16 protein-coding genes are annotated in these 22,051 nt (G+C 72.4%); 8 read left to right on the forward strand and 8 right to left on the reverse strand.

The features are described from left to right. Positions 1 to 204 precede the first annotated feature (204 nt). From PV796_RS10515 to PV796_RS10530, 4 genes are read left to right on the forward strand one after another with little or no spacing between them, the layout of a single operon-like run. Positions 205 to 1,314 carry an aliphatic sulfonate ABC transporter substrate-binding protein gene (locus tag PV796_RS10515; protein WP_274912683.1) on the forward strand — a complete coding sequence of 370 codons (1,110 nt, stop codon included), beginning with the start codon at positions 205 to 207 and terminating at the stop codon, positions 1,312 to 1,314. Between the two features lie 34 nt (positions 1,315 to 1,348). Further along, the gene (locus tag PV796_RS10520) at positions 1,349 to 2,173 is read left to right on the forward strand and encodes an ABC transporter ATP-binding protein (RefSeq protein ID WP_274912684.1); all 825 of its coding nucleotides are present in this window, start codon (positions 1,349 to 1,351) and stop codon (positions 2,171 to 2,173) included. Next, the gene (locus tag PV796_RS10525) at positions 2,160 to 3,314 is read left to right on the forward strand and encodes an ABC transporter permease (RefSeq protein WP_274912685.1); all 1,155 of its coding nucleotides are present in this window, start codon (positions 2,160 to 2,162) and stop codon (positions 3,312 to 3,314) included. The genes PV796_RS10520 and PV796_RS10525 overlap by 14 nt, the downstream gene beginning before the upstream one ends. Before the next feature lie 5 nt (positions 3,315 to 3,319). Then, positions 3,320 to 4,153 carry a sirohydrochlorin chelatase gene (locus tag PV796_RS10530; RefSeq protein ID WP_274912686.1) on the forward strand — a complete coding sequence of 278 codons (834 nt, stop codon included), beginning with the start codon at positions 3,320 to 3,322 and terminating at the stop codon, positions 4,151 to 4,153. A 265-nt stretch (positions 4,154 to 4,418) separates the two neighbouring features. On the opposite strand, the gene PV796_RS10535 is transcribed toward PV796_RS10530, so the two are convergent. The 3 genes from PV796_RS10535 to PV796_RS10545 all read right to left on the reverse strand — a co-directional run bounded on the left by PV796_RS10535 (position 4,419) and on the right by PV796_RS10545 (position 8,549). Then, entirely contained in the window at positions 4,419 to 5,525 is a 1,107-nt protein-coding gene (locus PV796_RS10535; protein ID WP_274912687.1) for a glycosyltransferase family 2 protein, read from the reverse strand. Between the two features lie 278 nt (positions 5,526 to 5,803). Next, entirely contained in the window at positions 5,804 to 7,015 is a 1,212-nt protein-coding gene (locus PV796_RS10540) for a S8 family peptidase (RefSeq protein WP_274912688.1), read from the reverse strand. Between the two features lie 322 nt (positions 7,016 to 7,337). Next, positions 7,338 to 8,549, reverse strand: a complete 1,212-nt coding sequence (locus PV796_RS10545) for a macrolide family glycosyltransferase (protein ID WP_274912689.1) — start codon at positions 8,547 to 8,549, stop codon at positions 7,338 to 7,340. A 180-nt stretch (positions 8,550 to 8,729) separates the two neighbouring features. On the opposite strand from PV796_RS10545, the gene PV796_RS10550 reads away from it, so the two are divergent. Then, positions 8,730 to 9,617: an aminoglycoside phosphotransferase family protein gene (locus PV796_RS10550; protein ID WP_274912690.1), complete on the forward strand. Its 888-nt coding sequence runs from the start codon at positions 8,730 to 8,732 to the stop codon at positions 9,615 to 9,617. Between the two features lie 228 nt (positions 9,618 to 9,845). On the opposite strand, the gene PV796_RS10555 is transcribed toward PV796_RS10550, so the two are convergent. Both PV796_RS10555 and PV796_RS10560 read right to left on the reverse strand, forming a co-directional pair. Then, the gene (locus tag PV796_RS10555) at positions 9,846 to 10,559 is read right to left on the reverse strand and encodes an exonuclease domain-containing protein (RefSeq protein ID WP_274912691.1); all 714 of its coding nucleotides are present in this window, start codon (positions 10,557 to 10,559) and stop codon (positions 9,846 to 9,848) included. A gap of 98 nt (positions 10,560 to 10,657) precedes the next feature. After that, positions 10,658 to 11,899, reverse strand: coding sequence for an SAV2148 family HEPN domain-containing protein (locus tag PV796_RS10560; RefSeq protein WP_274912692.1), 1,242 nt, complete (start codon positions 11,897 to 11,899; stop codon positions 10,658 to 10,660). A gap of 567 nt (positions 11,900 to 12,466) precedes the next feature. Between PV796_RS10560 and glgX the strand changes: the two genes are divergently transcribed. After that, entirely contained in the window at positions 12,467 to 14,677 is a 2,211-nt protein-coding gene (gene glgX, locus PV796_RS10565) for a glycogen debranching protein GlgX (protein ID WP_274912693.1), read from the forward strand. 18 nt (positions 14,678 to 14,695) lie between these two features. Here glgX and PV796_RS10570 read toward each other — a convergent pair whose 3' ends face one another. Then, positions 14,696 to 16,006, reverse strand: a complete 1,311-nt coding sequence (locus PV796_RS10570; protein ID WP_274912694.1) for an MFS transporter — start codon at positions 16,004 to 16,006, stop codon at positions 14,696 to 14,698. 164 nt (positions 16,007 to 16,170) lie between these two features. On the opposite strand from PV796_RS10570, the gene treY reads away from it, so the two are divergent. Continuing rightward, entirely contained in the window at positions 16,171 to 18,636 is a 2,466-nt protein-coding gene (gene treY, locus PV796_RS10575; RefSeq protein ID WP_274912695.1) for a malto-oligosyltrehalose synthase, read from the forward strand. 176 nt (positions 18,637 to 18,812) lie between these two features. Here the strand turns inward: treY and PV796_RS10580 are convergent, their stop codons facing one another. Beyond that, positions 18,813 to 19,355 carry a DUF1707 and FHA domain-containing protein gene (locus tag PV796_RS10580; RefSeq protein ID WP_274912696.1) on the reverse strand — a complete coding sequence of 181 codons (543 nt, stop codon included), beginning with the start codon at positions 19,353 to 19,355 and terminating at the stop codon, positions 18,813 to 18,815. 157 nt (positions 19,356 to 19,512) lie between these two features. Here PV796_RS10580 and treZ point away from each other — a divergent pair, with 157 nt between their 5' ends. Further along, complete coding sequence (treZ, locus tag PV796_RS10585; RefSeq protein ID WP_274912697.1) at positions 19,513 to 21,435, forward strand: malto-oligosyltrehalose trehalohydrolase; 1,923 nt, start codon at positions 19,513 to 19,515, stop codon at positions 21,433 to 21,435. On the opposite strand, the gene PV796_RS10590 is transcribed toward treZ, so the two are convergent. Then, positions 21,368 to 21,901, reverse strand: a complete 534-nt coding sequence (locus PV796_RS10590) for a type 1 glutamine amidotransferase domain-containing protein (protein WP_274918963.1) — start codon at positions 21,899 to 21,901, stop codon at positions 21,368 to 21,370. The genes treZ and PV796_RS10590 overlap by 68 nt on opposite strands. Positions 21,902 to 22,051 lie beyond the last annotated feature (150 nt).

A 22,051-nucleotide genomic window follows, 5' to 3' on the forward strand; every position in this document is an offset into this window, starting at 1 on the left:
CATGTTCTCGACCTTCGCGAAGGAAGGCGGCCGCGTGGGCAGCGGCGCGCTCGGCAGCGGGCAGGGCGGAGTCGGCCGATGTGCGTGCTGACCCCGATGCCCGACTCCATGCCCCCCACGTCCTCCTTCCGAAGATCCACCATCTCGCCGGGCGCGCCTTAACGGGGCGCGCACTGCCCCGGCCTCCCGAGAGGAACCCCCGCCGTGTCTGCCGTTCGTCACCGCCTCCTGGCGGTCGCCACCGCCGTCCCGTTGCTGACCGTCGCGTTGGGGGCCTGCGGCTACGGCTCCGAGGCCAAGAAGGACACCGCGGCCGCCGTCGCCCCGAAGGGACCGAAGATCGACGGCCTCGACTCGGTCAAGATCGGGTTCTTCGGCAACACCACCCACGCCACCCCGCTGATCGGGCTCCAGACGGGCCAGTTCCAGAAGGAACTGGGCGGCACGGCGCTGCAGTCCTCGGTCTTCAACGCCGGACCGGCGGAGATCGAGGCACTCAACTCCGGTGCCATCGACATCGGTTGGATCGGCCCCTCCCCCGCGATCAACGGCTATGTGAAGTCGCACGGCAAGAGCCTGAAGATCATCGCGGGTTCGGCCTCCGGCGGGGTCTCGCTGATCGTCAACCCCAAGAAGATCAGCGGTCTGGACGACCTCAAGGGCAAGACCATCGCCACCCCGCAGTTGGGCAACACCCAGGACGTCGCCCTGCTCAACTACCTGGCCCAGAAGGGCTACAAGGTGGACGCCACCAGCGGCAAGGGCGATGTCACCGTCCAGCGCATCGACAACAAGGTGACCCCCACCGCCTTCCAGCAGGGCAGCATCGACGGCGCCTGGGTCCCCGAGCCCACCGCGTCCAAGCTGGTCGCCGCCGGCGGTAAGACGCTGCTGGACGAGAAGCGGCTGTGGAAGGACGGCAAGTTCGTCATCACCAACGTGATCGTCTCGCAGCGGTTCCTCAAGGAGCACCCGAAGGCGGTGGAGGCCGTGCTGCGCGCCTCGGTGAAGACCAACGCCTGGATCCGCTCGCACCCCGCCGAGGCGGTCAAGGCGCTCAACGACAAGCTGGCCGACCCGTCGATCGCAGGTAAGGCACTGCCGACTGACATCATCGACCCGGCGTTCCAGAACGTCGACGTCACCGACGACCCGCTGGCCGCCACCCTCCAGGAAGAGGCGGACCACGCCGTCCAGGCGGGGCTCCTCAAGAAGCCCGACCTCAAGGGCATCTACGACCTCACCCTGCTGAACAAGGTGCTCAAGTCCGAGGGCAAGCGGCCGGCCGACGACGCCGGCCTCGGCGGCAACTGACCCCGGCCCCCCGATCTCCCAGGAGGTGACACCGATGACGACCAGCACGCTCACCAAGCCCGCCCCGGCGGACGCCGGCACCACCGGCCCGTACGCCGCTCGCATCCACCACGTCTCGAAATCGTTCGGCCGCCCCGGGGCGCAACAGCAGGTGCTGGACGACATCAGCATCGACGTCGCCCCCGGCGAATTCGTCTGCCTCCTGGGGGCCTCGGGGTGCGGCAAGTCCACCCTGCTCAGCCTCGTGGCAGGTCTGGACAAGCCGACGGCCGGCAGCATCGAAGCGCCCGGCGGCCGGCCGGCGCTGATGTTCCAGGAGCACGCGCTGTTCCCGTGGCTGACCGCGGGCCGCAACATCGAACTGGCGCTGCGGCTGCGCGGGGTGCCGCGCGCGGAGCGCCGCGACGAGGCCGAGCGGCTGCTGGAACTCGTCCGGCTCAAGGGCGCGTACGGCAAGCGGGTGCACGAGCTGTCCGGCGGCATGCGGCAGCGGGTGGCGATGGCCCGGGCGCTCGCCCAGGAAAGCCAACTGCTGCTGATGGACGAGCCGTTCGCCGCGCTCGACGCCATCACCCGCGATGTGCTGCACGACGAACTGACCCGGATCTGGCAGACCCAGAACAACAGCGGCTCCGCCGCGAGCAGCCTCTCGGTGCTCTTCGTCACCCACAACGTCCGCGAGGCGGTGCGGCTCGGCGAGCGGGTCGTGCTGCTCTCCTCCCGCCCCGGCCGGATCTCCCGGGAGTGGCGGGTGGACATCCCGCAGCCGCGCCGCATCGAGGACTCCGCGGTCGCCGACCTGTCCGTCGAGATCACCGAACAGCTCCGTGGGGAGATCCGCCGCCATGGCCAGCACTGAGACCAGCACCACCTCCTCCGCGGAACAGCCCACCGAGGACCCCACAGGGCCAGCCGACGCCCCGGCCACGGAACCGACGCCGGACTCGGCCACCACCCCGGACGCGACCCCGGCCACCGGCACGGCTCCCGGGACGGCTCCCGGCTCCTCGGCCAACTCCTCCGCTCCCACGGCCGAGTTGGCGGCCGGCGCCGCGAGCGGGCCCAAGGGTGGCTCCATAGCCACCGCCACGGCCGGCCCCGCAACCGCCACGCCCGCCGGTACCGAGTCGCCCCGCCCCGGCGCCGGCGATCTCGCCGGTCTGGAGGCCGGGCTCGACGCCCTGGACTCCACCGTGGTCTCCAGGCAGCCCTGGCTGCGCTCCGCGCTGTCAAAGGCGTTCCCTCCCCTCGTCGCGATCGTGATCGTGCTGGGCGTGTGGCAGCTCGCCTACCACTTCCAGCTCAAGCCGCACTACCTACTGCCGAGCCCGCTCGACGTCTACCGCTCGCTCCAGCAGAAGTGGCTCGAAGGCACCCTGCTGAGCTTCGTGTGGACCAGCGTCTCCCGCGGCGCTCTGGGCTTCCTCGCGTCGGTCGTGATCGGCTCCCTGCTCGGGCTGATCGTGGCCCGCATCAAGCCCGTACGAGCCGCGATCGGGCCGATCCTGAGCGGGCTGCAGTCCCTCCCTTCGGTGGCGTGGGTCCCGGCGGCGATCATCTGGTTCGGGCTGAGCGACGCCACCATCTACGCGGTGGTACTGCTCGGCGCCGTCCCGTCGATCGCCAACGGGCTGGTGTCCGGTGTCGACCAGATCTCCCCTCTCTTCCTCCGTGCCGGTCGCACCATCGGCGCGACCGGCCTGGCCGGCGTCCGCCATGTGCTGCTCCCCGCCGCGCTGCCCGGCTATCTCGCCGGCCTCAAACAGGGCTGGGCGTTCTCCTGGCGATCCCTGATGGCGGCCGAACTCATCGTCAACGCCCCCGACCTCGGCACCGGCCTGGGTCAACTCCTGGAACAGGGCCGGGAGTTGCAGGACATGTCCTGGGTCCTGGCCGCGATCCTGCTGATCCTGATCGTCGGCATCGGCATCGAGTTGCTGATCTTCGCCCCGATCGAACGCCGGGTGCTGCGCAGCCGCGGCCTCCTCGTCAAGAACTGAAGCCCATGAGCACACGCCCCACTCTCCTCGTCATCGCCCACGGCAGCCGCGACCCCCGGCACGCCGCGACCGTCTCCGCGCTCTGCGCGCGGGCCCGGAAGCTGCGGCCCGAGCTGCGCGTGGAGGTCGGCTACCTCGACTTCAACGCGCCCCGGGTGCCCCAGGTGTTGGAGCGCCTCTCGGCCGAGGCCCAAGGGTGGCGCGCAGCGCCTTCGTTCAAGGGTGGCGGTGGGCGACGGGAGGGAGTGCGGAACGTGGTGGCGCTGCCGCTCCTCCTCACCCGCGCCTTTCACGCGAAGTCCGATATCCCTGCGGTGCTCCGCGAGGCCGCCGCGCGGCTACCGCTGCTGTCCATCCATCAGGCCGAGGTGCTCGGCCCCTCGCTCCTCCTCACTGGCGCCCTGGAACGCCGGTTGGCGGAGGCCGGGTTGCGACCCGGTGATCGTCGCTCGACCGGGGTCGTCCTGGCCTCGGCGGGCTCCTCAGACCCGGAGGCGATCGCAGTGATCGCTGAAATCGCGCGGGAGTGGCGGCGCACCGCTGAGTGGTGTGCCGTGCGACCTGCGTTCGCCTCCGCATCCCTTCCCCGCACGGCCGACGCCGTGCGGGAACTGCGGGCCGAGGGCTGCAAGCGGGTGGCCGTCGCCCCGTACGTGATCGCGCCGGGCTTCCTGCCGGACCGGATCGCCGCCGGCGCCCGCGAGGCCCGCGCCGACATCCTCGCCCCGGTGCTCGGCGACGCCCCCGAGCTGGCCCGCCTGCTGCTGCGCCGCTACGACCAGGCCGTACGGGCCCGCGCCCGCGCCGAGCTGACGTCCGTGAGCGCCCTGACGGCCTGAGAGCCTGATGGTCTGAGAGCCTATGGCCGCGCACCGCCTGCCGATCTGACGACCTGGCTGCCCGGCGGCCCAACCGGCCAGCGGCCGGGCAACCGGGCAACTGGGCAGCCCGAGCACGACCGGCCGCGGGAGCAGCCGCATCGGTAGCGGCGGTAGCACTCGCGGCAGCCCGCGACCGGCCACGACCTCGACCGGTCGGGCTCGCGGCCGGCCGCACGCACCGTCGACCACGCCCACCACCGGCCGCACCCCGGGCCCCGCCCGGCTACGTCCCCACGGGAACCACGCCCCGATCCGTCCCCCGCCGCCCCGCTGGTGTGTCCGCGCGCCCCTTCTCGTAGACCGTGAGGCCACGCGCCAAGTGCAGGGGCACCAACAGGAGTTCCACGACCATGGCCTTCCAGGCGTAGACGACGTTGACGGCCTTGGTGACATAGGCGCAGGGGATGTTGACCAGCACGCCCGCCAGCGGGAGTTTTCGGCGGCGGGCGGCGTAGACCAGAGGTGCCACCGTCAACGCGAGGTCGGCGCCGGCCCACCAAGCGGCCGCGGCCGGTGGTGAGACCCCGGTGGTCATCGCGGCCACGAAGGGCGTGGCCCACCACAGGGGTGCGGTGACGATCTCGAAGAGGGCGAGCAATACCCAGAGCGCCAGCAGGGGTTTGCGGACGACCAGCGGCCCGGCGTGCAGCCGGACGTTCTGGCAGAAGCCGGCCATCCAGCGCTTGACCTGTTTGCGGAAGTAGGTGAGGTTCTCCGGATCGGCGGCGAGGGCGACCGCGTCGGCGACATAGACCGCGCGGCGGCCGGCGATCTGCTGGGACCACGTGTAGTCCATGTCCTCGACGATGGTCCGCTCGGGGAATCCGCCGAACGCCACCAGTGCGTCCCGCCGGAAGACCGAGCAGCAACCCGAGCACACCATGGGGCTGTTGGCGAGCGCCTGGATCGGCCGATGGAAGTGAAAACCGAAGAGGTACTCCGTGGAGCGGCCGCGCTCCCAGACCGTGCGGGTGTGCCGGGTGCGGACCATGCCCGCGGCGACCGCGACCCCGGGGTCGTCGAAGACCGGGAGGATGCGCTCGATGTAGTCGGGCGCGAGGACGGTGTCCGCGTCGACGGCCAGCACGAGATCGGTGGTGCACCGCGGGAGCGCGTGGTTCTGCGCCCTGGCCTTGCTGCCGAGGTTGCGCGGTGGGCGCAACACCGTGGCGCCGTGCGCGGCGGCTACCTCGCCGGTGCGGTCGGTGGAGGCGTCGTCGACGACCAGGATCCGGTCCGGCGGGACGGTTTGCCGGGCCAGGGATTCCAACGTGGCCGGCAGGCCCTCTTCTTCGTTGTGGGCCGGGACGATGACGGTGATGGTGTGCATGGTGGGCTTCCCCCTGTCCTGCGGACCGCGCCGACGACGACGCAGATCAGTCCGATGAATCCGTAGACGATGGTGCTGATGCCGAGGAACGGCGTGACTCCGTGCATGTCACTGACGGTAGCCACGCTCGGCCGCCTGCGGTTTCGGAGAGAGCCTCCTGTGGATAACTCCGCGCGAGGGAAAGCGCGTTGAGGGTACGACAACGCGGCGACGCCGGCCGCCGCGCCCCGTGGGGGCGAGCGCGACGGCCGGCGTGCGGTTCCGGATGTCCCGGTGGACTACTTCACGATCTTCAGCAGCTTGTTGGGCGTGCCCTGGCCCGGGTTGCTGATCTTGTCGGGCGTGGCGCCGTCGGTAAGCGCCTTCTCCACGTCGGCCGGCTTGGCGTCCTTGTGGTCGGCGAGGTAGATCGCGGCCGCACCCACGACGTGCGGGGTGGCCATCGACGTACCGGAGATGGTCTTGGTGGCGTCGTCGCTGCTGTTCCAGTCCGAGGTGATGTCGGAGCCGGGAGCGTAGAGGTCCACGACGCTGCCGTAGTTGGAGAAGTCGGACTGCTGGTCGTCCTTGGTGCTGGAGGCCACGGTGATGGCCTCCTTGACGCGCGCCGGGGAGCTCTGACCGGCGTCGGTGGACTCGTTGCCGGCCGCGACGCCGAAGGTGACACCGGAGTCGATGGCCTTCTTCACGGCCGCGTCGAGCGCCTCGTCGGCGCCGCCGCCGAGCGACATGTTGGCGACCGAGGGGCCCTTGTGGTTCTTGGTGACCCAGTCGATGCCGGCGACGACCTGCTCGGTGGAGCCGGAGCCCTGCCCGTCGAGCACCTTGACGGCGACCAGCTTGACCTTCTTGGCGACCCCGTGGGCGGTGCCGCCGATGGTGCCGGAGACGTGGGTGCCGTGGCCGTTGTCGTCCTCGGCCTTGTTGCTGTTGTCGATGGCGTTGAAGCCGTACGACGCGCGGCCACCGAAGTCCTTGTGGCTGATGTGGATGCCGGTGTCGATGACGTAGGCGGTGACGCCCTCGCCCGCGCTGTCCGGGTAGTTGTACTTGCCGTCACCCTTGGTGTCGGTCTGGTCGATCCGGTCCAGGCCCCACGACGGCGGGTTCTCCTGGGTGCCGTCGATGTGGAACGTGTGGTTCTGGACGACCTTGTCGACGGCCGGGTCGGCGGCGAGGCGCTTGGCGTCGTCGGCGGACAGACCGGAGGTCGAGAAGCCGTCGATGGCGGAGGTGAAGGTCCGCTTGACCTTGCCGCCGTACTTGGCGGCCAGGTCGCCGCTCTCCGCGGCGTGCATCGCGGCGGACTTCTTCAGCAGCACGATGTAGCTGCCCTTGACGGCGCCCTTGGCGTCGGCGCCGTAGATCCTGCCCTCGGCGGCGGGCGACGCGCCCGCGGTGACCGCGGTGACGGCGGCGATACCAGTGGCGGCCACCGCGGCGGATATCGCCGTGATGAGCCGCTTCTTGCTGGAACGCTTATGAGCCATGGCGAGGGTTCTCCTCGTTCGTGGTGTGGGGGGAAGCGTTGCGTAACAGCCCGAAGGGAACGGAACGGCTCCGCCTCGGACTGGTTCGAAACCCTGTCGGATTGACGAGTGCAATTCAAGGCCAGCCGGGCCGTGTGAGATTCACAACAACCCTGCAAAAATGCAAAACGGTCTAGAACTAACCAAAAAGACCGGGGAGTTGACACATTGCCTCGCAATGCCGTTCACGTTTACGCAATGAAGGGGGACAGCTGACGAACCGTTTGCACGTTCAACTGTCCCCCTGTGGCAGGCTCGCGCCCCGCAAGACACCTACCGGCGGTTACCGCGCCGGAAGTTGCGCCTCGATGAGGTCCGCGGCCCGCCGACTGCCGCCCTCCTCGGCGATCTCCGCACGGATCCGGCGGAGCGCCCCGGCCACGTCGGGGTCGTCGACCAGCGAGCCCACCGCCTCCGCCAGCGCCTCGGCCGTCACCTCTCCCTTGGTCAACTGCCGTGCCACCCCCAGGGATTGCAGCGTCTCGGCGTTCATGAACTGGTCGGCGGCCTGCGGGACGCACACCATGGGCACCGCGTTCGCCAGCCCCTCCTGACTGCCGCCCATCCCGGCGTGGGTGACGAACGCGTCCGCCTGTCGGAGGATCGCCAACTGTGGGACCCAGGTGTGCACCTCGACGTTGTCCGGCACCTCGCCCAGCACCGCCGGGTCGGTGAACTTCCCGATCTGCAGCACCACATGCCACTCCGGCCGCCCGCCGAACGCCTCGACGGTGGCGCGGTAGACGTCCGGCGCGTCGGTGAACACCGACCCCAGGGACACCAGGAGCACCTTGGCGTCCGGCGCGAGACCGGCCGGCCGCCGCCAGTCACCCTGCGCGGCGCGGTCGCCCTGGCAGGGGCCGACGAAGGTGAAGATCGACCCGTCGACCCGGTCGGCGTGCGGCTGCATGGCCCGCGGGATCAGGACGAGGGCGCGGGCTGGCCGGCCGGCCAACAGGCCCGGATCGGCGATGTCCGTCATACCGTGCTCGTCCAACCAGGCCCGGAAGCGGGCGTAGTAGGCGCGACCGCGCTCGGTGCCCGCGATCTCCTCCCGCATCGCCTTGCCGAACTCCTCCTCGTAGCCGTCCCAGCCGACGAGGTGCGGGGTCAACTGGATCGCCGGGACGCCCCACCGGCGGGCGAGCAACGGGGCCGGAAACGAGGCGCTGTCATGGAGGACGAGGTCCGGGGCGTCGCCCTCGTAGGCGGCGGCGAGTTGCGGCAGCGCCTGGACGGCGTCGTCGAGGAACGGTTCGAGGTGGTCGAGGAGTTCGGTGCCCCAGGCTTCCGGGTTGTCGTCGGTGGGTAGGACGGAGGTCCACGGCCGGGGCTCCGCCCCGGTGGTGGCGACGAGGTCCGCGAAGGCGGCCGGGACGGCGTAGGTGACGCGGTGCCCACGGTCGACCAGTTCGCGGATGACGTCGAGGTTCGGCTGGACGTGACCGTGCGCCGGGATGCTGAACATGGCGATGTGCAAAGGGTGCTGAGGCATGTCAGAACCCTAAACGAGACGATACGTATCGTGCAACGCAGAAAATTCGCCATCCCCTGTCGATACGGGAGCCAACTCCCCTACCGGGCAGTGCCGTTCCGGTACCGGGCGGCCGCACCGCTCGGCGATACCGGGCACCTGCAAGACTGGGCGCGAGACCGCACCGCAGGAGGCCGCCCGATGACCGAAACCAGCCCCGCCTTCACTGAGGCGCGCGCCCGTGACGTGCTGGCCGCGGCCGGGCACGCCGGCGCGGCGGCGGACGCCCGGCTCCTCGCGCTCGGCGAGAACGCCGTCTTCGCCCTGGGCGAGCGCGAACCGGTCGTACGGGTGGGCCGCAGCCCCGAGCTGCTGCCGCGCGCCGAGCGCGAACTGGCCGTCGCCCAGTGGCTGGCGGCCGAGGGCGTGCCGGCGGTGCGGGCCGCGGAGCCGGCCGCCCGGCTCGTCGACGGGCACCCCGTGACCTACTGGCAGCGGCTCCCGGAGGCCGTCCGACCGGCCGGGCCGCAGGACCTCGCCGCGCTGCTGAAGCTGGTCCACGCGCTGCCCGAGCCGCCGTTCGCACTCCCCCGGCGCGAGCTGCTGGGCGGCGTGGAGCGCTGGCTGCGGCTGGCCGGCGATGCGGTGTCGCCGTCGGACGCGGAGTATCTGCGCGGGCGCCGGGACGCGTTCGCACTGGCCGCCACGGCGCTGGAGCCGCATCTGCCGCGCGGGCCGATCCACGGCGACGCGCTGCCCCGCAACGTCCATGTCGGGCCCGAGGGGCCGGTGTTGGTCGACCTGGAGACCTTCTCCTCGGACCTGCGCGAGCACGACCTGGTCGTGCTCGCGCTGAGCCGGGACCGCTACGGACTGGGCGCGGACGCCTATGACGCCTTCGTGTCGGTGTACGGCTGGGACGTCAGGGACTGGGAGGGGTGCGCGGTGCTGCGCGGCTCCCGGGAGACGGCGAGCTGCGCCTGGGTCTCCCAGCACGCACCCGGGAACCCGGCGGCCCTGAAGGAATTCCGGCGCCGGATCGCCTCGCTGCGGGAGAAGGACACGGCGGTGCGCTGGTATCCGTTCTGACCGCGCGCCACGGCCGACGGCCCCGCCAGGGCGCTGCTGCCGAAGCTCCGTGGCGGAAGGAGCGGCGTCTGGTGCGTGCGAGCGCAAGGCGCCGGGATGCCTTCGTAGCGGAGCCATGGGGACATCTCGGCAACACCGCGGGGTCCGCGCGCACTTGAGACGTAGGGCGGGCATGCCAGGCGTCGCGACGCCGCGGAGCTCCGGCAGCGGCGCCCTGGGTCAGCCCCGTCAGCGCTGATACGGGATCAGCGGCCAGGCCGGCTCGACTATCGCCCCGGGATTGCCGGAGCGGCGCAGATACGCCTGGAACGAGGCGGCCTGCTCCGCCGCAGCCTGCTCCTGGAGGGCGTGCAGGTCGCGCGGTGCGGGCAGGGCGACGGCCGGGTACTCCTCGCCTATGCGGCGGGCGACGCCGGCCGCGGCCGCCGCATCGGCGCCCGCCTCGTGCGCGCCGTCCAGCGGCACGCCGTAGTGCCAACAGAGCGCCTGGAGGCCGCGCTTGCCCTTGCGGTAGCGGTCCACGTGCTTGTCGAGGACGAGCGGGTCGATGACCGGGGCGGGCGGATGGCCCAGGCGCTCGGTCAGGGTGAGCAGGCCGTGGCGGCGGCACTCGCGGTCGAGGAGCGAGAGGTCGTAGCGGGCGTTCATCACCACCAGCGGGAGGTCCGCGCGCAGGGCCTCGGTCAGCGCCTCGGTGATCTCCGCTATCGCACCGGCGGGCGGACGGCCATGAGTCTGGACATAAGCGGTCGAAATGCCATGAATCTCCGCCGCTTCCTCGGGAATCGGCACGCCCGGATCGAGCAGCCAGGACTGCCGCCCGGCCACCGTGCCGTCCCCCTCCAGCCGGATCAGCGCGGCCGTGACGATGCGGTCCTGCTCGACGTCGGTGCCCGTGGTCTCCAGGTCGAAGCTGACCAACAGCTCCTGATGCCAGCTCATGCGGCCTCCTTCGGTGGTACTCCCCCGTGATGTGACCAACTCTCCCACGCACCACTGACAGCGGGCCGGCCCGCCCGGCGCCGGCCGCCCGGACCGGCTCAGGAAACCGGTCGGGAGTCGGCCCAGACGCTCTCGAACTCCTCGCGGTAGATCTCGAAGAGCCCGTGATCACCGTCGCGGACGTCCTGCCGGACCACCTCGCGGCCGCCGCCGCGCAGCACGAACACCGGCGACTCCATGCCACGGCTCTTGCGGAGGTAGGGCTGGACCACGGCTATCCCGTCCGGTCCGTCGCCGTCGACCAGATACGCGGTGAAGCGCGGCGTCTCGTCGAAGACCTGGATCTCGAAGGCGCCGGGGTCCCGCAGCCGAGCCCGGACCCGCCGCATGTGCAGGATGTTCATCTCGATGGAGCGGCTCATCTCGCCCTTTTTGAGGCCGATTTCCCGCTCCCGGCGGCGGACCGCGCTGCTGGCCGGGTTGAGGAAGAGAAGACGGGCCCGGCAGCCGGATTCGGCGAGCCGCACCAGGCGGCGGCCGGAGTAGTTCTGCACCAGGAGGTTGAGTCCTATGCCCACCGCGTCGAGGCGGCGGGCGTCGCCGAAGAGGTCCTCGGCGGGCAACTGGCGCTGCAACCGGACCCGGTCGGGGTGCACCCCGACGACGTCGGCATAGCGGTCGCCGACGAGGTCCTCGACGGCGTCGATCGGCAACCGCCCGGAAATACGGGTGCCGGCCCCGGAGCCGAGGATGTCCAGGAGCCGGGCGGAGGCCCGTTCGGCCTGGGCCAGGACGGTCTCGGACAGCGCGCGGTTCCGGGAGACGATGTTGCGGGCGACCTCCAACTCGTCGAGGACCAGCTCGACCTCGCGGCGGTCGTCCACGTAGGGCTCGAAGCACGGCCAGTGCTGGACCATCAGCTCGCGCAACTGCGGCAGCGTCAGGAAGCTGACGATGTTGTCGTCGGCGGGGTCGAGGAGATAGCCCTTGCGGCGGCTGACCTCGCGGACCGCGACGGCCCGCTGGACCCACTCCTGGCCCGCCGGCCCGGCGGCCGCGATGACCCACTCGTCGCCGTGCACCGGCTCGTAGATGGGGCGCAGGACGGCCGCGACGACGGCCCGTAGGCGCTGCTCGACGAGATTCAGCCAGATATAGGCGCGTCCGGCCCGGCGGGCCCGGGTGCGCACCTCGCTCCAGGCGTCGGCGCCCCAGTCCAGTTCGGCGCCGATCTCCAGCGGTCGGGCCAGGGACACCGTGCCGGGCGGCGCATCGACGGAGCCGCCCTCGTGACCCTCGTGACTCTCGTCACCAGGGGGCAACTCCAGCCCGCCGCTCACCTGCCACCGCCTTCCGAACCCCCGTGCCAACGATCAAGGCAGACTACTGCGGCGCGGGGGGCGGTGCAGCAGGATGGATCGAGTCGGTTGCCAACTCCCCTTGTTCATACTGCCGGTTGTGCACGCGGAGCGTGGCCGGAGTGAGCGGTTTCATAGCCGCGAGAGGGGCGGCGGACCGATTCCGGCCCACGCGATGGGGTGTTCCGGCGTCGGCCCGTTGACACCGCCCCCGGGGGCCCGCCCGGGGGCGAGTTCACCGATTGGCCGGGTTTTCCCTGGTGAACTGCGCGCATGTGAGATAGCCCGTCGGGGAGAAGCCGCTTTCGGGATCGACCCGCCGTCTCGCCGTCCGTGGGCAGCCGCCCGCACCACTCGTTCACCCCCCGATCGGCTCACGGTACGACTATCCGACATCGTCGAAGGCGAACCACCATTCAGCGGAGTTCACGCGAAAATCTCCCGCTATCCGGCAAGTTGGGACACGTTGGGGAAAGGATTCCGATTCGGTCCGCGGACATGTGTCGTGGAATTGCCGCCGCCCCGTAGAGAAAGTGGAAGAGACTACGCATGCAGGTCTGGCCGGGACAGATGTATCCGTTGGGTGCCACCTACGACGGTGCGGGCACCAACTTCGCGGTGTTCTCCGAAGCCGCCACGCGCATCGAACTGTGTCTGCTGCACGACGACGGGGCGGAGACCGCCGTCGAGCTGCGCGAGTCCGACGCCTTCGTGCGGCACGCGTATCTGCCGGGGGTGATGCCCGGGCAGCGCTACGGCTTCCGGGCGCACGGCCCCTACGAGCCCGAGCACGGGCACCGCTGCAACTCCGCCAAGCTGCTGCTCGACCCGTACGCGCGGGCGATGAGCGGCGTGATCGACTGGGACGAGGCGGTCTACGGCTACCGTTTCGGCCGCCCCGAGGTGCGCAACGACCTCGACTCGGCGCCGCACACCATGGCGTCGGTGGTGGTCAACCCGTACTTCGACTGGGGCGACGACCGCCCGCCGCGGACCGCCTACCACGAGACGGTGCTCTACGAGGCGCACGTCAAGGGCCTGACGATGCGCCACCCCGAGCTCCCGGAAGAGCTGCGCGGCAGCTACGCGGCGCTGGCGCACCCGGCGGTCATCGACCACCTGACGAAGCTGGGCGTCACGGCGCTGGAGCTGATGCCGGTGCACCAGTTCGTCCAGGACCACCGGCTGGTGGACGCGGGGCTGACCAACTACTGGGGCTACAACACCATCGGGTTCTTCGCACCGCACAACGCGTACGCGTCCTGGGGGGACCGCGGGCAGCAGGTGCTGGAGTTCAAGACCGCGGTCCGGGCGCTGCACCGGGCGGGCATCGAGGTCATCCTCGACGTCGTCTACAACCACACCGCCGAGGGCAGCCACCTGGGGCCGACGCTGTCCTTCCGGGGGCTGGACAACGCCTCGTACTACCGGCTGTCGGACGACCGGCGCTACTACACGGACACCACCGGCACCGGCAACTCCCTGTTGATGCGCAGTCCGCACGTGCTCCAACTGGTGATGGACTCGCTGCGCTACTGGGTGCAGGAGATGCGCGTCGACGGGTTCCGGTTCGACCTGGCGGCGACGCTGGCCCGGCAGTTCCACGAGGTGGACCGGCTGTCGTCGTTCTTCGACCTGGTGCACCAGGACCCGGTGGTCAGCCAGGTGAAGCTGATCGCCGAGCCGTGGGACGTCGGGGAGGGCGGCTACCAGGTGGGCAACTTCCCGCCGCTGTGGACGGAGTGGAACGGCAAGTACCGGGACACCGTACGGGACCTGTGGCGCGGGGAGCCGCGCACCCTGGCGGACTTCGGCTCCCGGTTGACCGGCTCGTCGGACCTCTACCAGGAGGACGGGCGGCGGCCGCTCGCCTCGGTCAACTTCGTCACCTGCCACGACGGTTTCACCCTGCGCGACCTGGTCTCGTACAACGACAAGCACAACGAGGCCAACGGCGAGGACAACCGGGACGGCGAGCGCTTCAACCGGTCGTGGAACTCCGGGGCGGAGGGGCCGACCGACGATCCGTCGGTGCGCCGGCTGCGGCTGCGGCAGATGCGGAACTTCCTGGCGACGCTGATGCTGTCGCAGGGCGTGCCGATGCTCAGCCACGGCGACGAGTTCGGGCGCAGCCAGCGCGGCAACAACAACGCGTACTGCCAGGACAACGAGCTGACCTGGGTGCGGTGGCCGGAGCGGCGGGCGCCGACCGAGGACGAGGGGCCCGACGACGACCGGGAGGGCGCGGCGGACGGGGCCGGTGGGGCGGTGCGCACGCCGGGGGCGACCGAACGGGAGGAGGAGCGGGCGCTGCTGGCGTTCGCCCGGCAGATGGTGTGGCTGCGGCGGGACCATCCGGTCTTCCGTAGGCGGCGGTTCTTCCAGGGGCACCCGATGGAGGGCACCCACGACGAGCTGTCCGACATCGCGTGGTTCACCGCGGCCGGCGCGGAGATGGGGACCCGCGACTGGCAGTCCGTGCACGCCAAGTCGCTGACGGTGTTCCTCAACGGGAGCTCGATCTCCGAACCGGGGCCGCGCGGCGAGCCGGTGACCGACGACTCGTTCCTGCTGATGTTCAACGCCCATGACCAGGAACAGGAGTTCACGGTTCCGGAACACCTGGGGCGGCAGTGGCAGGTGGTGGTGGACACCGACCGGCCGCAGGCGCCGGCGGAGGGCCAGGGCGTCAAGGTCAAGGGCGGCGACCGGCTGACGCTGATCGGGCGGAGCCTGCTGGTGCTCCAGCGGCCGGCCTGAGCACCCCGGGGAGGGACGCTACGTCAGGGGGCCAACGCCCTTGCGGCGTGAGGCCGTCGGGGTGCGGTCCGCCGCCGCTGTCTGGTCGGGACGGGCGGTGCGTACGGGGGCGGTGGGCCGGGAGCCGGCGCGCGTGAGGAGGGCGACGGCGAGGATCAGCACCGCGGCGCCGACCGCGACCGCGAAGGCGGCGGACGGACCGTACGCGTCGGCGAGCCGCCCGGACAGGGCCAGCGCCAGGGCCTGGCCGCCGACCACCGCACTCGTCAGGAAGGCCATCGACTCGGCCAGCCGGGTGGCCGGCACCAGCCGTTCGGTCAGCCCGAAGAGCGTGATCAGATGCGGCGCGAAGGCCACCCCGAGCACCACCACGACCAGATAGAGCGCCCCCATGGAGCGGACGAGGAGCAGCGGCGCGGAGAGCACGATGAGCGCCGCGGCGGCCGCCCGCCAACGGGCCGGCAGGCCGATCCGGGCCGGCACCAGGGCGAGCGAGAGCCCGGCGACGGCGCTCATCACGCCCATCGCCGCGTACACCAGGCCGGCTTGGGCGGGCTGGTGGAGGCGTTCGGTGAGCGCGGCGATGCCGGCCTGGCAGGCGCCGAACATGGCGCCCTGGAGAGCCGTGGAGAGCCGCATGGCGTGCACGGCGCGCGGCATCCGCACGCGGGCCGCACGCGGCGGCCGAGGGGCCTTGCGGGCGCGGTCGGCGGCCGGCCCGGCGGCTACCGCGGTCGGGTGCAGGGCGAACGCCGAGCCGCAGACCGCCAACAGCACCGCGGCCAGCGCCAGCGCCACCGCCGGATGCGCCACCGAGGCGGCCACCCCCACCAGCGCCGGGCCGAGCACGAACGACACCTCGTCCAACGTGCCCTCGAAGGACAGCGCGGCGCTCACCACCCGGTCGTCGGACGCCGCGCGGTGCGCCAGGGCGACCAGCCGGGTGCGGGCCAGCGGTCCGACCTGGGGGACGCTCGCGCCGGCCAACAGGCCGATCAGGGCGAGCGGCGGGGTCGCCATCCGGGCCAGGGCCGCGGCCACCAGGGCGGCCACCGCGAGGGCGTTGAGCCAGCAGCAGACCAGCACCACCGGGCGCTGCCCGTGCCGGTCGGCGAGCCGCCCGGTCAGCGGTCCGGCGACCGTCTGACCGGCCGCCAGGGCGCCGCCCACCAGGCCCGCGGTGGTGAGCGAACCGCTCGTCTCGGCCACCAACAGCACGCTGCCGAGCTGGCACATGGCGGTCGGCAGCCGGCCCAGGAAGGAGATCACGGGCAGCAGGGGACCGCTCAGGGCGAGCACCTGGCGGTAGGTGGCGGCGGCAGCGGTCATCACAAGAAGCTATCCGCCCCACCGGCACGATCCGTACCGGCGGTACGTACGAAGCGATGCCCCGGACCGGCCCGGCCGTTCGGACGAAGGCACGACGGACGGGGCGGCCCGGGATGACGCAACCCGATGACAGAACGGGCCGCGGGCGGGGTACGGGTGTTCCCATGACGCAGCCTTCGAGTCCGTCGCCCACCGCCACCTACCGGCTGCAACTCCAGCCGAACTTCCCGTTCGCCGCCGCCGAGCGGACCGTCCCGTACCTCGCCGCCCTGGGGGTGTCCCATCTCCACCTCTCCCCCGTATTGGAGGCCGCGCCCGGGTCCACCCACGGATACGACGTGACGGGCCACGCGACGGTACGGGCCGAACTGGGCGGCGAGGACGGGCTGCGGACGCTGGCGGCGACGGCCCGGGCGCACGGTCTGGGGCTGGTCGTCGACCTGGTGCCCAATCACATGGCGGTGGCCACGCCGCTGTCGCTGAACGGGCCGCTCTGGGAGGTGCTGCGCGAGGGGCCGGCGTCGCCGTACGCGCGCTGGTTCGACATCGACTGGGACGGCGGCCACGGAGGCCGGCTGCTGCTGCCCGTCCTGGAGGGGCGGATCGGGGACGAGTTGCCCCGGTTCCGGGTGGCGGGCGGGCTGCTGCACTACGGGGAGCAGGTCTTCCCGCTGCGCCCCGGTACGGAGCGGCTGCCGCTGGAGCGCCTGTTGGAGGCGCAGTGGTACCGCCTCGCCTGGTGGCGACTGGCCCGCACCGAGCTCAACTACCGGCGGTTCTTCACCATTTCGGAGCTGATCGGGGTGCGCGTCGAGGACCCGGAGGTGTTCGACGCGACGCACCGGACGGTGTTGCGGCTGATCCGGGAGGGCGTCGTCGACGGGCTGCGGATCGACCACCCGGACGGGCTGGTGGACCCGGGCGGCTACCTGGCGCGGCTGCGCGGCGGCAGCAAGGGGTGCTGGACGGTGGTGGAGAAGATCCTCACCGGTGCGGAGCGGCTGCCGGACGGCTGGGCGTGCGCGGGCACCACCGGCTATGACGCGCTGCGCCACATCGACGGGCTGTTCGTCTGTCCGCAGGGCGTCGGGCGGCTGTTCTCGCACTACCGCGACTTCGTCGCCCCGCTCGCCGACGAGGGCGGCGACTGGGAGGAGACGGTGCGCCGGGCCGCCTACGAGGTCGTCGCGCACGAACTCGCCTCGGAGGTCGAGCGGTTGGTGCGGACCGCGTCCCGGATCAGTGACCGGGTGCCGCTGCCGGGCGACCACGCGCCCTGGGCGCTGCGGCAGGCGGTCCGGGAACTCCTGGTGCGGCTGCCGGTCTACCGCCCGTATGCCGGAGACACCACGGACGCCGCCCGGGCCGCGGCGGACGCGGCGATGCTGGGCAACGCGGCCGAACGGGCCCGGGCCACCTTCCGGGTGCCGGAGGAGGCCGCGGCGGTGGACCTGGTCCACGACCTGGCGCTGGGGCGGTTCGCCTCCAGTGGGGAGGGCGGGGACGATCCGCCGGACCCCGATGTCGCGGGCTTCGCGGCCCGGTTCGCGCAGACCGCGTCGGCGCTGCACGCCAAGTCCGTGGAGGACACCGCCTTCTACCGCTATCCGGTGCTGCTGTCGGCGTGCGAGGTCGGGGGCGATCCGGGGGAACCCGCGCTGGGGCCCGGGACGTTCCACGAGTACTGCGCGCGGCTGCAGCGGGACTGGCCGGAGAGCGGCACGGTGCTCTCCACCCACGACACCAAGCGCAGTGCCGATGTGCGGGCGCGGATCGCGGTGTTGTCGGAGTGCCCGGACCGGTGGCGGGACGTTCTCGGGATGGTGGCCGACGGGCGGGAGGACGCGGACGATGTGGTCCCGGTGGATCCGATGGTGTCGTGGACGGCCTGGCAGACCGCCTTCGGCCTGGGCGCGTCCGCCACCGGGGGCCCCGCGGCGGAGCGGCTGTCGCCCGCGGTCCTCAAGGCCGTGCGGGAGGCCGGGCTGCGCACGTCCTGGACGGAGCCGGACGCGGCGTACGAGGAGAGGGTGGCGGAGTTCGTCCACAGCGGGCCGTGCGGTCCGGCGGCCGGACAACTGGCCGCGCTGGAGGCGGAGTTGGCCCCGTTCGTCCGGGCCAACGTGCTGGGCGCGGCGCTGCTGCACCTGACGATGCCGGGGGTCCCCGACGTCTACCAGGGCACCGAGCGGGAGTACGCGGCGCTGGTCGACCCGGACAACCGGCAGCCCCTGTGGTGCGAACCGGGGCTGCTCGCCAGTTTGGACGCCGGGGCCGCGCCGATCGATCTGTCCGCGGAGAAGCTGCTGTTGACGGCCACCGCGCTGCGGCTGCGGCGGGCGCACCCGGAGTGGTTCGGCGCCGCCGCGTCGTACGAGCCGCTGGTCGCGGAGGGGCCGGCGGCCGAGCACTGCGTGGCCTTCGTCCGCGGGGGGCGGGTGGCGACGGCGGTGACCCGGCTGTCGCTGCGGCTGCGGGAGACCGGCGGCTGGTGGGACACCGTGCTGCGGCTGCCCGCGGGCGGCGACTGGCGCGAGGCGCTGACCGGCCGCACGCTGGCGGGCGGGACGGCGGTCGGGGTGGCCACCCTGCTCGACCGGTGGCCGGTGGCCCTGCTCGTGCGGGAGTAGTGGGCGGTAGTGCAGGCGCCGTACTGACGTTGCGTCAATCGTCGGACGAGGTCAGCCACCTGGTCGTCGTGCTCACCGGTGGTGGCGTAGTCATGCGGCATCAGGCGGAACGGGGCCACTGGCGGACGACATGCCGGCCACCGTCCGGGCGGGCCGCCGGGCCGCTCGGCGCTCTCTCAGCCCCGGCGCTCGGTGAGGACGTAGTCGACCTCGCCGAACCTTATGTGGTCGCCGGGCCCGACCTGGATCTCGCCGACCAGTCGACGGCCGTTGACGCAGGTGCCGTTGGTCGAGCCGAGGTCGCGCAGCATCCAGCCGCTGCCCTCGCTGCGCAGCTCGGCGTGGTTGCGGGAGACCGTCTCGTGGTTGAGCCGCAGGCCGACGCCCGGCGCCCGCCCGATCCTCAGCGGGAACGGCCCGGGCTCGGGCAGCAGCAACTTCGGCAGCCGCTCCGTGCGCCAGGCCCTGCGCACCCGGAGGTGGAACGCCGACACCCGGCCGACCGCCCGCAGCACCAGCCCCTGTACCTTGCCGCGGTCCTCCAAGTCCGCTGTGGCCAGCGCGAGTTCGGAGTGCTGCTGGGCGCTCAGGACGAGTTCCAGTCGGCGCAGGAAGGTGTCCTGGGACAGCCGTCCGTCCGCCGCGCCGTCACGCAGCAGCTCAAGGGCGCGTTCCCGGTCGGCATCCGAGGGCCGCGCGGGGAACTGGAGCGAAGTCATGGCGCAATTGTCCGGCCTGCGGTGACTCGGTGTCCAGGCGATGTCGGTGCGGCGCAGCGCCGCGTCCTTTCGTCCGGCGCGGCGGCGTGCTTTCGTCGTCCGCAGCGGGGGCGCCGGGCCGGGAGACGACCGGCCGGAGCAACGAAGGAGGACAGCCGTGCTGTTCGAGGTATGGGCGCCGAACGCCGGGCGGGTCGCCCTCCAGTGGGCCGGCGACCGGTCCGGCCAGCCACCGGTCCCGTTGGACCGCGACCCCGACCGGCCCGGTTGGTGGCACGCGGAGGCGGCGGCCCAGGAGGGCGACCGCTACGCCTTCCGGCTTGACGGCGGGCCGCCCCGGCCCGATCCGCGCGCCGCCCGGCTGCCGGAGGGCCCCGGCGGGCCCGGCGCGGTCGTCGACCACGCGCGGTTCGCCTGGCGGCACCCCTGGCCCGGCCGCCCGCTGCCCGGCGCGGTCCTCTACGAGCTGCACCTCGGGACGTACACCCCCGAGGGCATCTTCGACGCGGCCGCGGACCGCCTCGACCACCTCGCGGACCTCGGCGTCACCCACGTCTCCCTGATGCCGGTGTGCCCGTTCCCGGGGCGGCACGGCTGGGGCTATGACGGGGTCGCGCCCTGGGCGGTGCACGAACCGTACGGCGGCCCGGACGGGTTGAAGCGGTTCGTGGACGCCGCGCACGGCCACGGGCTCGGGGTCGTCCTGGACGTCGTCCACAACCACCTCGGCCCGTCCGGCAACCATCTGCCGGAGTTCGGGCCGTACTTCACCGACGCCCACCGGACGCCCTGGGGGGCGGCGGTCAATCTCGACGCCCCCGGTTCCGACGAGGTCCGCGACTATCTCCTGGGGAGCGCGGTGAGTTGGCTGCGGGACTACCGGATCGACGGGCTCCGGTTGGACGCGGTGCACGCCCTGCACGACGACCGCGCCGAGCACTTCCTTGCCGAACTGTCCGCCGCGGTGGACGCGCTCGCCGCCCAACTGCGCCGCCCGCTCTTCCTGATCGCCGAGTCCGACCGCAACGACCCGCGCACCACCGCACCGCGGGAGGCCGGCGGCCTCGGCCTGCACGGCCAGTGGAACGACGACTTCCACCACGCCCTGCACACCGCGCTGACCGGTGAATCCCACGGCTACTACGCCGACTTCGCCCGCGCCCCGCTCGCCGCCCTCGCCAAGACCCTCACCGGCGGCTTCTTCCACGACGGCAGCCACTCCAGCTTCCGCGGCCGCCGCCACGGCGCCCCCCTGGACCTGCGGGCGACCCCGCCGCACCGGCTGCTCGCCTACGCCCAGACCCACGACCAGATCGGCAACCGCGCCCGCGGCGACCGGCTCACCGCCACGCTCTCCCCCGGCCTGCTGGCCTGCGCCGCCGCGCTGGTGCTCGGCTCCCCGTTCACCCCGATGCTCTTCATGGGCGAGGAGTGGGGCGCCCGCACCCCCTGGCAGTACTTCACCGACCATCCGGACCCGGAGCTGGCGGAGGCCGTACGGGCCGGCCGGCGGCGCGAGTTCGCCGCCCAGGAGGGCGCCGCGCCCGGGGCCCTCCTGGGCGCCGACTGGCCGGACCCGCAGGACCCCGCCACCCGTGACCGCTGCGTCCTCGACTGGTCCGAGCCGCCGACCGAGCCGCACTCCGCCCTGCTGGCCTGGTACCGCACCCTGCTCGCCCTGCGCCGCACCCACCCGGCCCTGACCGACCCCGACCCGGCCCACACCCACCTCACCCACGACGAGGACGCCCGCTGGCTCCTCCTCCGCCGCGGCCCCGTTCACCTGGCCGTCAACCTCGCCCCGCCCGGCACGACGGCCGCCATCCCCCTCGCCCCTCCTCCCCCGACCGGAACGCCGCGCTTCCGTGCCGTGACGGGCTGGCCACACCCCCATCTCCCGGAGGGCGACGGGGTGTTGCGGCTTCCGGGGGAATCGGTGGCGGTGGTGGAAGAGCTGCGGTCCGAGGCGTCGGCCCATGGGGCGGCACCCGGCTCCCTGGGGGCGCCGCCGACTACCCCGCGAACTCCTCGACCAGGGAGCTGCAGAAGGCGTCCAGGTCGGCGGGCTTGCGGCTGGTGACGAGGGTGTTGGTGGCCTTGGTGCAGACCACGACCCGCTGGTCGACCCACTCGCCACCGGCGTTGCGGATGTCGGTGCGCAGGCTGGGCCAGGAGGTGAGGGTGCGACCGCGGACCACGTCGGCCTCGATCAGGGCCCAGGGGGCGTGGCAGATGGCCGCGACCGGTTTGCCGGTCTCGAAGAAGGCGGCGATGAGGGCGACGGCGCCCCCGTCGAGGCGGAGCGCGTCGGGGTTCGCGACGCCGCCGGGGAGGATCAGGCCGTCGTAGTCCGCGACGGAGGCGGCGTCCACGGTCACGTCGACGGGGAAGGTGTCGGCCCTGTCCAGGTGGTGGAACGCCTGGATCCGGCCGGGCCTGGTGGAGATCAACGTGGGGGTGCCGCCGGCGGCGGTGACCGCCTGCCAGGGCTGGGTCAGCTCGACCTGTTCGGTGCCCTCGGGGGCCACCAGGAACGCCGCCTGCAGGGGCATGGTGCCGCACTTCCCTTCGTCCCGCGGTCGGTCCCGTCGCCGGCCCGGGGCGGTGGCGAAAACGCCGGTCGGCCGGTGGGATCTCTCCCTACCGGCCGACCATAACGGGACGGAGGGGGCGAAGCCCCCTCTGCCGCGGGCTGC

Origin of the sequence: Streptomyces sp. WZ-12, assembly GCF_028898845.1 — a bacterium.
Taxonomy (GTDB): domain Bacteria; phylum Actinomycetota; class Actinomycetes; order Streptomycetales; family Streptomycetaceae; genus Streptomyces.